Source organism: uncultured Exiguobacterium sp. (genome assembly GCF_964277885.1).
Classification (GTDB): domain Bacteria; phylum Bacillota; class Bacilli; order Exiguobacteriales; family Exiguobacteriaceae; genus Exiguobacterium_A.
Window position 1 is genome coordinate 368,203 of record NZ_CAXYJR010000005.1, and the last position, 11,995, is coordinate 380,197.

11 protein-coding genes are annotated in these 11,995 nt (G+C 49.4%); all 11 read left to right on the forward strand.

Annotated features, from left to right (window positions below; all coding sequences use genetic code 11):
* Positions 1-29 precede the first annotated feature (29 nt).
* Complete coding sequence (gene prfB, locus ACHWTJ_RS03560) at positions 30-1,130, forward strand: peptide chain release factor 2 (RefSeq protein WP_023469245.1); 1,101 nt, start codon at positions 30-32, stop codon at positions 1,128-1,130.
* A 60-nt stretch (positions 1,131-1,190) separates the two neighbouring features.
* Positions 1,191-1,961, forward strand: a complete 771-nt coding sequence (locus ACHWTJ_RS03565) for a class I SAM-dependent methyltransferase (RefSeq protein ID WP_394679126.1) — start codon at positions 1,191-1,193, stop codon at positions 1,959-1,961.
* The gene (locus ACHWTJ_RS03570; protein ID WP_394679127.1) at positions 1,958-2,461 is read left to right on the forward strand and encodes a GNAT family N-acetyltransferase; all 504 of its coding nucleotides are present in this window, start codon (positions 1,958-1,960) and stop codon (positions 2,459-2,461) included. The genes ACHWTJ_RS03565 and ACHWTJ_RS03570 overlap by 4 nt, the downstream gene beginning before the upstream one ends.
* A gap of 97 nt (positions 2,462-2,558) precedes the next feature.
* Positions 2,559-3,428, forward strand: a complete 870-nt coding sequence (locus ACHWTJ_RS03575; protein WP_023469242.1) for a YitT family protein — start codon at positions 2,559-2,561, stop codon at positions 3,426-3,428.
* A 116-nt stretch (positions 3,429-3,544) separates the two neighbouring features.
* The gene (cccB, locus tag ACHWTJ_RS03580; protein WP_294743823.1) at positions 3,545-3,919 is read left to right on the forward strand and encodes a cytochrome c551; all 375 of its coding nucleotides are present in this window, start codon (positions 3,545-3,547) and stop codon (positions 3,917-3,919) included.
* 194 nt (positions 3,920-4,113) lie between these two features.
* Positions 4,114-4,800, forward strand: coding sequence for a cell division ATP-binding protein FtsE (gene ftsE, locus ACHWTJ_RS03585; protein WP_023469240.1), 687 nt, complete (start codon positions 4,114-4,116; stop codon positions 4,798-4,800).
* Positions 4,790-5,689, forward strand: coding sequence for a permease-like cell division protein FtsX (ftsX, locus tag ACHWTJ_RS03590; RefSeq protein ID WP_294743820.1), 900 nt, complete (start codon positions 4,790-4,792; stop codon positions 5,687-5,689). Before ftsE ends, ftsX begins: the two co-directional genes overlap by 11 nt.
* A 40-nt stretch (positions 5,690-5,729) precedes the next feature.
* Positions 5,730-7,115: a peptidoglycan DD-metalloendopeptidase family protein gene (locus ACHWTJ_RS03595; RefSeq protein ID WP_394679128.1), complete on the forward strand. Its 1,386-nt coding sequence runs from the start codon at positions 5,730-5,732 to the stop codon at positions 7,113-7,115.
* A 94-nt stretch (positions 7,116-7,209) separates the two neighbouring features.
* Positions 7,210-8,634 carry a S41 family peptidase gene (locus ACHWTJ_RS03600; protein WP_394679129.1) on the forward strand — a complete coding sequence of 475 codons (1,425 nt, stop codon included), beginning with the start codon at positions 7,210-7,212 and terminating at the stop codon, positions 8,632-8,634.
* Between the two features lie 22 nt (positions 8,635-8,656).
* Positions 8,657-9,820 carry a PDZ domain-containing protein gene (locus tag ACHWTJ_RS03605; protein WP_394679130.1) on the forward strand — a complete coding sequence of 388 codons (1,164 nt, stop codon included), beginning with the start codon at positions 8,657-8,659 and terminating at the stop codon, positions 9,818-9,820.
* 206 nt (positions 9,821-10,026) lie between these two features.
* A complete protein-coding gene (gene uvrB, locus ACHWTJ_RS03610) occupies positions 10,027-11,994 on the forward strand; it encodes an excinuclease ABC subunit UvrB (protein WP_294743812.1) in 1,968 nt (655 codons plus the stop codon).
* The last annotated feature ends 1 nt before the right edge of the window (position 11,995 follow it).

Genomic DNA, 11,995 nt, shown 5'->3' on the forward strand with positions numbered 1-11,995 from the left:
TCTTTTCACGGAAAGAGAAGGTGGAACACATGGAATTAGCAGAAATTCGCAACACCGCCGAGTGGATGGAAAAGAAACTCGACGAATATAAGGCATCACTCGACCTCGAGTCGAAGATTGCCCGGATCGAAGAACTTGAAAACGAGATGACATACCCGGACTTCTGGAACAACCAGGAATCAGCACAAAAAGTCATCGATGAGTCGAACGGCTTAAAAGCGATGGTTGACAAATATAAAGAACTCGAAGCAGGTCACGAGAACGTCGCTTTGACGTACGAATTGATCAAGGAAGAACCGGATGCGGATCTTCAAGAAGAGCTCGAGTCTGAACTTGGTGACCTCAAGAAGAAGTTCGAAGACTTCGAACTTCAAATCCTCTTGAACGGGGAATATGACGCAAACAACGCGATCCTCGAGTTACACCCAGGTGCGGGTGGTACCGAGTCGCAAGACTGGGCATCGATGTTACTGCGTATGTACCAACGTTTCTGCGACAAGCAGGGCTGGAAAGTCGAAACGATGGACTACCAACCAGGTGATGAAGCGGGTGTTAAATCGGTCACGCTCCGTATTCAAGGACACAATGCCTATGGATACTTAAAAGCCGAAAAAGGGATCCATCGTTTAGTCCGGATCTCACCGTTTGACTCGTCAGGTCGCCGTCATACATCGTTCGTCTCGTGTGACGTCATGCCGGAATTCAACGATGATATCGACATCGAAGTCCGTACGGAAGATTTACGGATCGATACGTACCGTGCCTCTGGTGCCGGTGGTCAGCATATCAATACGACGGACTCGGCTGTCCGGATCACACACGTTCCAACAGGCGTCGTTGTCTCTTGTCAACAAGAACGGTCGCAGATCAAAAACCGTGAAGCGGCAATGAAAATGTTGAAAGCGAAACTCTACCAACGCGAAATCGAAGAGCAACAAAAGAAACTCGACGAGATCCGTGGTGAAAAATCGGATATCGCATGGGGTAGCCAAATCCGTTCGTACGTCTTCCACCCATACAGCATGGTCAAGGACCACCGGACGAACTATGAAGTCGGGAACACGCAAGGAGCAATGGATGGTGACATCATGGGCTTCATCGATGCGTACCTCCGCCTCATGAATATGTAAGACAACCAACCAGTCGGACGATGTTCGACTGGTTTTTTGACCGTCAAAGGGGGAATAGTGATGCAGGAACAAAGTCGGATCAACAAACAGGCGTGGGAGTACCGGGCGTATGAGTTTTGGGAGAAACGTGACGGGGCACCGGCGGATTATGCTGCGGTCATCAAACAAGATCCAGCCGCATGCCTGAAGAAGCATCGACATGATCTCGAAGACGTCGCCGGGAAGATAATCGCGAACATCTGCGGTTCGAACGGACGCAAGGCGGTCCCGTTAGCGTTACTCGGGGCGGACGTCACCGTGTTCGATCTCTCGGAGGAGAATGCGCGGTACGCGCTAGAACTGGCGCACCATGCTGAGACGAGAATCGAGTATGTCATCGGGGATATCTATGCGATCGATCTTGAACGATATCGCGATACGTTTGATCTCCTCTACTTAGAAGGCGGGATATTGCATTACTTTGCGGATCTCGAGCGTTTCTTACAAGTTCTCTTTACGATCTTAAAGCCTGGTGGACAGCTGATCCTTAGCGATTTCCATCCGATCGGACGCTGGATCGATGCGGATTTGACGTATCGACCACGCTATTTCGATCAAGGGTTGCAAGCGGGGGATTTGGCGTATAAAACGCACTTTACGGACGAGGAACAAGTCGATTTTCCGGATGTCTCTGTCCGCTATTTTACATTGAGCGAGATCTTAAACGGGGTCATTCAAACCCGTTTCATATTAGACCGATTTGACGAGCATCGTGGCTGGAACGGTGAGAACATTCCGTCCGAGTTTACGCTGCTCGCAAGCAAACCAGTCGAAAGGAGTTTTCCATTATGATCATCCGTAAAGAAGGCTTCAAGGATGCAGCGGGAATCCGGCTCGTCCATGAAGCGGCATTCGAGCAACTGAACGAAGCGAACCTCGTTGATGCCTTACGCGAGGACGAAGCGGCGCAACCGGTCTTCGGTCGCGTCGCTGTGACTGACAAAGGGGAAATCGTCGGCCATGTCCTCTTGAGCAGGATCCATATCGATGACATTCCGTCACTTGCCTTGGCGCCGGTCGGTGTGTTGCCCGCTTGGCAACGAAAGGGTATCGGCTCTGAATTGATCCGCCAAGTGATTGAGGATGCGCGGGACGCTGGTGAATCGCATATCGTCGTGCTTGGGCACGATAGTTACTATCCGCAGTTCGGTTTCGAACGGGCGATCGACTACGATATTGAGCCACCGTTTCCCGTCCCACCGGAGGTCTTCCTCGTCCTTGCACTTGAACGCAATGGGTTACGTGGTGTCAGCGGCATCGTCCACTACAGTCCACCCTTTAGTGCGGTATAAAGGGAACACTGTGAGTTGTTCCGCCTGTCTAGTCGTTGTCTGACTTTTCCGCTAAAATGAAACACGAGAATCAATTGATAAGGGGAAATGGAATGTCATGACATCGACACGTCAGGAAGTCGTGCGCGATTATGCGTATTTATTAATCGGGTCCTTGTTCGTCGCAAGTGCCTTTAGTTTATTTTTAGCACCAAATCAACTCGCCTCAGGAGGCGTCAGTGGCTTATCGATCGTCTTGAACGATCTGTTCGGTATCTCACCAGGCTTGTTCCAGCTCGTCGCGAACGTCGTCTTGCTGGCGATCGGCTGGATGATCCTCGGAATGGGCTTTGGCGTTAAATCACTCGTCGGGTCGATTTTCTTACCGGTCGTCATTCTCGTTTACGAACGGTTCGACGTTCCGGCTGCGACGATGAATCCGATGCTTGCCGCGATTTTTGGCGGTGCCGGTGTCGGGATCGGACTCGGTCTGATCTTCCGGGGACGAGCGTCGACTGGTGGGATGGATTTGATCGCACAAATCCTGCATCGCTTCACGAAATTGCCGCTCCATTTGTGTATCGCCTTACTTGACGGCACGATCGTCATCAGTGCGGCAACGATCTTCTCGCTTGAGATTGGTCTGTACGCGCTCGTAGCCTTGTTTATCACGATCAAGATGATCGACGTCGTCCAGCTCGGAATCACGAACGACAAGCTCGCTTATATCATCTCCGATCAACGGGAAGCGTTAGTGAAGGAAATTTTTGAGACGCTTGATCGCGGAGCGACAGAGATTGAGGCGGCAGGTGCGTTCACCCGGACGCGCAAACCGATGCTGATGGTCGTCGTCCGGCAAGGGGAAATCACGACACTAAAGGAAATCGTCAAACACATCGATCCGTCGGCGTTCCTCGTCGTCAGTGAAGCACACGAGGTGCTTGGTCTCGGCTTCACAGACGATAAGCGTTATCGCAATGTGCCGTAATGACGATTCAAACGTGAAGTTTTTGTGAAATCATGCTTAACTCTTCCGGATAACGGTTATACTCTAACTAGGTCAGAAGCGTTTATGTAGATACTTAATTAGAGGGGGATATCCGGATGAAGCTGAAAAACTTGTTACTTGCGTTAGGTTTGGGAACGACACTTGCGCTCGCGGCATGTGGTGGTAGTGACGATTCGAGTTCTGATGATTCATCGTCAGGTACGAAGGAAGAAACGAAGATGAACGATGATTCGTCGAAGACACAATCCGGTGTAGATGCTGAAAAAATCTTCGCCAACAACTGTGCGACATGTCACGGGAAAAACCTAGAAGGAAACGTCGGACCAAACCTGACGAAGGTCGGATCGAAATATTCTTCTGAAGAGATTCAAAAGATCATCAAGAACGGGAAAGGGCAAATGCCTGCTGGAATCCTGAAAGATGATAAAGAAATCATGGCAGTCGCGGATTGGCTCGCTGCTAAAAAATGATTATGGGATATGATGGGGTACGAGATGACAAACACGACATGTGTTCGTCATTCGTGCCTCTTTTTTATAGTATGATCGCTTGAAATGACATTTGATTGTAATGTGCGTTCAATTTCGTCCCTGTTATAATGGTGGTCGGTAGGTTTTTAGACCTATCCATTCAGCATCAGTAAACCAGTAAGGATGTGAAGTACGTGATCAAGATGCAACGAATCAGTAAGATTTATCCGAACGGCGTCACGGCACTCCGTGAGGTCGATTTGACGATTGATCAAGGCGAATTCGTCTATATCGTCGGTCCGTCGGGTGCGGGTAAGTCAACATTCATGAAGATGATGTACCGCGAAGAGAAACCAACGAGCGGTTCATTTTTATTTAAAGGAATTGAAGTCGGTAAGTTGAAGAACCGTCAAATCCCCGAACTTCGTCGCCAAATCGGCGTCATCTTCCAAGATTTCAAACTACTCCCGTCATTGACGGTTTATGAAAATGTCGCCTTCGCATTAGAGGTCGTAGGAGAAGACAAATCACAAATCCGCCAGAAAGTGCTCGAGGTACTCGATCTCGTTAAGCTCAAGCATAAAGAGCGCAACTATCCGGACGAATTATCTGGGGGCGAACAACAACGAATCTCGATCGCGAGAGCCATCGTCAACCGTCCGTCACTCGTCATCGCTGATGAGCCGACTGGGAACTTGGACCCGGATACAGCATGGGAGATCATGGAAGTGTTCGAAGAAATCTATCGCCGTGGGACAACGGTCGTAATGGCGACACACAACCGAGATATCGTCAACAAGATGCGTCATCGTGTCTTAGCGATTGATGGTGGAAAAATCGTCCGAGACGAAGAGAAAGGAATGTACGGCTATGAAGTTTAATGGATTCCGTCATTTACGGGAAGGGGCAAAAGGTCTCGTTCGGAACGGCTGGATGACATTCGCTTCTGTCAGTGCCGTTACCGTCACACTACTTCTCGTAGGAATATTCGCGATGCTCATGTTCAACGTCAACAAGATCTCTGATAACGTCGAAAAAGACGTCGAGATTCAAGTCTTCGTCGAACGGGAAGCAGACCAAACAAAAATTGATTCAGTCGGCGATTCGTTGAAGCAATTACCGGGAGTCGCATCTGTTCGTTATAGTTCGAAAGAAGAAGAACTGGACCGCTTCAAGGAGCAACTTGGCGAAGGATCTGAAGCCTATCGATCCGTTGAAAAGGATAATCCGCTTCACGACCGGTACATCGTCAAAGCTACCTCACCAAAAGAGACGGAAACTCTTGCAAACTCCATCGAAAAAATGGAAAATATAGATAGTGTCGAATATGGTAAGGCCTATGTTAAAAAGATGTTTAACTTCCTTGAAGGAGTTCGGATCGGTGGAATCATCCTAATCGTCGGTTTGACGTTCATGGCAATGTTCCTCATTTCGAATACAATCAAAGTTACGATCTTCTCCCGTCGTCGGGAAATCGAGATCATGCGTCTCGTCGGAGCGAAAAACGGATTCATCCGTGCACCGTTCTTTGTTGAAGGACTATTGATGGGGATATTAGGTGCCATCATCCCGATCGCCGTCGTCTACTTCGGTTACGAAGCCTCGTATAATGTGATTCAACCTCAACTGGCAACGATTAACGAAGGGATATTCTCACTGATTCCGCCAGGACAATTATCACTAGAGGTCGTCTTAATTTTACTCGGTCTCGGTGCATTTATCGGTGTCTGGGGATCGACGACGTCACTTGGTCGTTTCTTGAAGATTTAATCGATTCATTTAAAAATAAAATAGAGGAGAGATGCTTCTCATGAAAGTCCGATTCTATTCTGTCGTCCTGAGCTTAGCTTTAATTGGAACTAGTGTGTCCGTTCATGCCACGTCGAAAGAAGATTTGTTGAAGGAACAACAGGAGGTCGAAAGCCGTCTAAAAGAGACGGAACGATCACAGAATCAGACATCAGAGAAGTTGATCTTGACGAAACAGCAGCGCAAGCAAGCCCGTGCGCAACTGAATGAAGTCAACAGCCGTTTGGATGATTTAGCGCGTAAGATAGCCGATCAACAAGCGGCTGTTGCTGCATCTAAGGAACGATTACGTCTGACGGAAAAAGCCATTTCCGAAACGTTGAAGGAACTACATCAACAAGAAGACTTACTAGGCAGTCGCTTACGTGCCGTCCAACAAAAGGGAGACGTTACCTATATCGAGGTCTTGCTTGACGCAAAGGACTTCGGTGATTTGATTTCGCGCTTCAGCACAGTCAGCGAGATCATCAAACAAGACGATGATGTCCTGCAAACATATAAGGCGAACGTCAGTCAGTTGAACGAACAGCGATCAGAGCAAGCGTTGTTGCTCGAAAGTCTGAAACGAGAACAACGGAAATTACTTGTCCTTCAGACGCAAATCATTGCGGAATCGGAGTTGAAGCGAAAGCTGGTCGTCCAGTTGAACACGAAGGTAAAAGCGTTGCAACAAGAGCAGTTCTCAAAAGCTGAAGAAGCAGAAATTCTCGCTGATCAGCGACAGTTGATTCAAAATGAACTGGCTGCACTGAAAGAAGCAGAACGAAAAGCAAAAGAAGAGGCAAAGCGACGGGCAATCGAGGCAGCACGTCAAGCCGAAGCGAAGCGAGTAGCGGAAGTAAAACGTCAAGCAGAAGCTGCGCGTGCTGCTGCAGCGAAACAACAGGAAGCGGATGCTGAGAAAGCACAGCCGCCCGTCCCTGAAGTCGAAGTATCTTCTGAAACACCCGATACACCAGCAGACGTTGATTCGAATCGTCCGTTTCATTTACCGGTGCAAGGTTATGTCTCATCACCGTTTGGTCCCCGGAACAATCCGCTGACTGGGAAACCAGAGATCCATAAAGGGATTGACCTCGTCAATGCGAAAGGAACGCCGATTCATGCGGCGGCGGGCGGTATCGTCCTCCGTGCCGGTAGTGCGACGGGATACGGTAATGTCGTCATGGTGACGCACTTGATCGACAGTCAGGTCTATACGACCGTCTATGCGCATCTGGATTCGATCGATGTCAAGGCGGGTCAAACGGTCATGCCGGGTCAAACGGTCGGTACGCTTGGCTCCACCGGTTGGTCAACAGGACCTCACCTGCATTTCGAATTGCATAAAGGTGAATGGGCGATCGGTCAACCGAATGCGGTCGATCCGGCACCGTATCTCTTTTGACATCCCATAGAATACTGAAAAGATAGGGTAACCTATCTTTTTTTGCTATACTGAAAAAAATAATGCGTTTTTTAACGGAAGTGGGGAATCAAGCGTGAAAAAATCTACAACAGCAGTGATCGCGGTCAGTACCTTCGGGCTTGGTTTAGGGGTAGGCGCCGTTGGAATGTTAGCAGCGGGCGGAACGGATTCCGTCTCGACATCATCGTCTTCTTCAAATGCGACGGGGGATTGGAAAAAAATCGATCAGGTCCGCCAGATGATCGAACAGAATTATTTAAAAGATGTAACGGACAAAGAATTACTCGACGGTGCGTTATCCGGTATGACGGAAGTACTCGATGATCCATATTCCGTTTACATGGATGAGTCGGAAACGGCATCATTCAATACGAATCTGTCGTCTTCGTTCGAAGGAATCGGTGCGACATTGGAGCAAAAAGGTGAGTCGATCGTTATCGTTTCTCCGATCAAAGGATCACCGGCCGAAAAAGCTGGTATTAAGCCGGGCGACGTCATTCTAAAGATCGATGGCAAGTCGACGAAAGGGCAAAAAACGGATCAAGCGGTCAAGAAAATCCGCGGTGAAAAAGGAACGAATGTTGTCTTAACGATTCAACGGAGTGGGCAGGACGCGATGGACATCTCGATCAAACGGGATACGATTCCAATCGAGACGGTCTATACGTCGACCGAGGACGTCAACGGGAAAAAGATCGGTGTCTTGCAAGTGACACAGTTCTCAGAACCGACGGCTAAAGAGTTCGAGAAAGGTCTTGCGAAACTCGAGAGTCAAAACATTGATGGACTTGTCATCGACGTCCGTGGGAACCCAGGTGGTCTCTTAACAGCTGTCTCAAGCATGATTGCACCGTTCATTCCGAAGGACGTTCCGATTTATCAAGTCGAGAACAATAAGGGAGAGCGACAGCAGGAATTCGGGAAAGCAGACGAGAAGAAACCTTATAACATCGTCGTGCTCGAAGACGGCGGATCGGCGTCAGCGTCTGAGATTTTAGCAGCTGGTCTGAAAGAGGGAGCTGGAGCGGATGTCGTCGGTACGAAATCGTTCGGGAAAGGAATCGTTCAAAGTGCCTATGATTTGAAAGACGGTAGCGATTTAAAGTTAACGACGAACAAATGGCTGACACCGGACGGCAACTGGATTCATAAAAAAGGCGTTAAGCCGACGATTGAAGTCAAGCAACCGGCTTACTTCAACGTCACGAAGATTTTGACTGATCAAAAGTCACTCGAAGTCGGCGATTATGGAAAATCAGTTGAAAATGCTCACCTCGTCCTCGAAGCAATCGGTTTCGAGCCAAAAGGACAGGATGGGTATTTCGGTGACACGATGAAGAAAGCCGTCGAAGCTTTGCAAAAGGATGCGAAGCTCGACGTCACAGGAAAAATCGATCAGCAGACAGCAGGTGAGATGGAGACGCGTCTCCTGAAGAAACTCGAGGACGATAAGAATGACGTCCAGCGGAAAAAAGCACTCGAGGTCGCTTCTCAATAATAAGGAATGGAAAGAGGTCTGAATGCGCGTGGAATTACTCGATGAAATTGGTTGGACCGCGATTAGTCTCATCGCCAGTCCGACCTTGTGGTTAGCACTTCTTGTCAGTTGGGTCATCGGCATCCGTCGTGTCAAACGGGAACGCGGACTATTTCGCTCCCGGACACACGGAAAACGAAGCGATGTCCTCGAAACACTTTTACCGGGGTTACTCGTCGGTCTCGTCCTGTCTGTCGTCAGCGGCTGGCTCGGATTGACACTGACGCCGCAATACGCTCTGTTGTTACTCGGACTCTCGAGCGTTTTACTGTTGATTGGCGTCGTGCGTTTGAACTTGCCACTCTGGTCGATCGTCTTGCTTGGACTTGCCGGCTGGTTCCTAATGGATGCACGTCTTGATCCGGTTCGAGCGGTCGAGCCAAAGATGATTTTACTCCTTGCCGCGTTAACGCTCGTCGCGGAATGTCTCCTCGTCTGGTGGCGAGGAAAGCGACGCCTGTCACCGTCACTCGTCGTCTCGAAGCGTGGTCGCTTCATCGGTGGGCTGTCTTCGAACAAGCTTTGGTTGTTGCCGTTGCTTGTCTTTGTTCCGGGCGACGTGCTCGAGACGTGGTGGCCACGTTATAACTTTCCAGAACTCGTTCCGATCGTTCTTTGGTTACCGATCGGCTTCAGCTTCCTCTTTACGGGTAAGCTGCCGAAAGAATTGATGCGTCCGCTCGTTCAAGGACGTTTAATCACGAGTCTTGTCGCGATTCTCTTGACGGTTCTTGCGTACGTGACCAATCAAGCCGAATGGCTGTACGGAATCGTTTTATTGATCGTCTTGCACATTTTGTTGCATCAGCGGGTCAAACGCCTGAACCGGGCGCAGACGCCATTGTTCCTCAATGGAACGCGTGGTGCCGTCATCCTCGGGACATTGCCTGATAAACCGGCTGCTGAGATGGGCTTGATTCCGGGTGAAGCAATCTATAAGGTCAATGGTGAAAAGGTCGACTCAGAAGCATCGTTTTACGAAGCGATTCAAAAACACAAACCGTATCTGCGTCTTGAAGTCATGAACCATAACGGAGACATCCGTTTTGCGCAACGTGCATTCTATGAACAAGATCATCATGAGCTCGGCATCTTGTTCGTCAACGAGCCGGTTCATGGTCGCACTAAAGTGCGGTCCTTACATTAACGAGTACATCCCTGTTACGGAACAGCCGTGACGGGGATTTTTTTGTCGGCAGAGAAATCGAGGCTCAACATTCGATGCAAAAAGAAACTTTTGCATTTTCGAAAAAAAGGGTAACTTCCTAAAAGGAGCACTTCATAATCGAATGTTTGTTCGTAAAGTGATACAATAGAAATAGATTTTTTAACGTGATGAGGGGGAAGCAAACGATGGATTTTGAACTCGTTTCACCATTTGAACCAGGCGGTGATCAGCCGACAGCAATCGAAAAATTGGTGACTGGGCTAAAACAAGGCGAACGACATCAGACGTTGCTTGGAGCGACTGGTACCGGGAAGACGTTCACGGTCTCAAACGTCATCAAGGAAATCAAGAAACCGACGCTCGTTCTTGCCCACAACAAAACACTAGCGGGACAACTCTACTCGGAGTTCAAGGAATTCTTCCCAAACAATGCGGTCGAATACTTCGTTAGTTTTTATGACTATTACCAACCGGAAGCATACGTTCCGTCGACGGATACGTTCATTGAGAAGGACTCTTCGATTAACGATGAGATCGATAAATTGCGCCACTCGGCGACGTCCGCCCTGTTCGAACGGGAGGACGTCTTGATCGTTGCGTCTGTCTCGTGTATCTATGGTCTCGGTAACCCGGAAGAGTACAACAACCACGTCTTATCCCTGCGTGTCGGCAATGAGATGGGGCGGAACGAGATGCTCCGTCGTCTGATCGACATTCAGTATGAGCGTAACGATATCGATTTCCAGCGCGGACGGTTCCGCGTCCGCGGAGACGTCGTCGAAATCTTCCCGGCGTCACGCGACGAACAGTGTGTCCGGGTCGAGTTCTTCGGTGACGAGATTGAACGGATCCGTGACATGGATCCACTGACAGGTGAGATCGTCGCGGACCGTGAGCACATCTCAATCTTCCCGGCGTCCCACTTCGTGACGGGGGATACCCGTCTGCAAAAAGCAATCGCAAACATCGAGAAGGAACTAGAGGTCCAGCTTGCGAAGTTACGCGAAGACAATCAGTTGCTCGAAGCACAACGGCTCGAACAACGGACGAACTACGATCTCGAGATGATGCGTGAGATGGGCTATTGCTCCGGAATCGAGAACTATTCACGTCATTTGAACTTGATGCCGGAAGGGGCAACACCGTATACATTGCTCGATTACTTCCCGAAAGATTTCTTACTCGTTGCCGATGAGTCGCACGTCACGCTGCCGCAAATTCGCGGGATGTACAACGGGGACCAGGCACGGAAACAAGTCCTCGTCGATCACGGCTTCCGTCTCCCTTCGGCAAAAGACAACCGTCCGTTACGGTTCGAGGAGTTCGAGGAAAAAGTCAGTCAGGCGATCTATATCTCGGCGACACCAGGACCATATGAACTCGAACATTCGAAAGAGATGGTCGAGCAAATCATCCGTCCGACCGGTCTCGTCGATCCGACGATTGAGATTCATCCGATTACGGGACAAATCGATTACTTGATGGATAACATCCGTGACCGGGTCGCGAAGAACGAACGTGTTCTCGTGACGACACTGACGAAGAAGATGGCAGAAGACTTGACCGATTACTTGAAAGAGAATGGCGTCAAGGTCAACTACATGCACTCGGAGATCAAGACACTCGAACGAATTGAAATCATCCGTGACTTACGACTCGGGAAATATGATGTCCTTGTCGGAATCAACTTGTTACGAGAAGGACTCGATATTCCGGAAGTCTCACTCGTGACGATTCTTGATGCCGATAAGGAAGGCTTCTTGCGTTCGGACCGTTCGCTGATTCAAACGATTGGTCGGGCGGCTCGGAACGCGGAAGGACACGTCATCTTGTTTGCCGATAAAATCACCGATTCGATGCAACGTGCGATCGATGAAACGGAACGCCGTCGCGCGATCCAGATGGCGTTCAACGAAGAACATGGCATTACGCCGCAGACGATCAAAAAAGACGTGCGTGGTGTCATCAGTACGACAATCGAGAGCGACGATACCGTCGAAAAACTTGAGAAGTTCAACAAACTCAAAAAACCGGAGCGTGAAACGTTGCTTGAACAGCTTGACCAAGAGATGCGTCAAGCGGCGAAAGACATGCAGTTCGAACGAGCTGCCGAGCTTCGCGACCTCATATTAGAATTGAAAGCAGGTGCCTAAG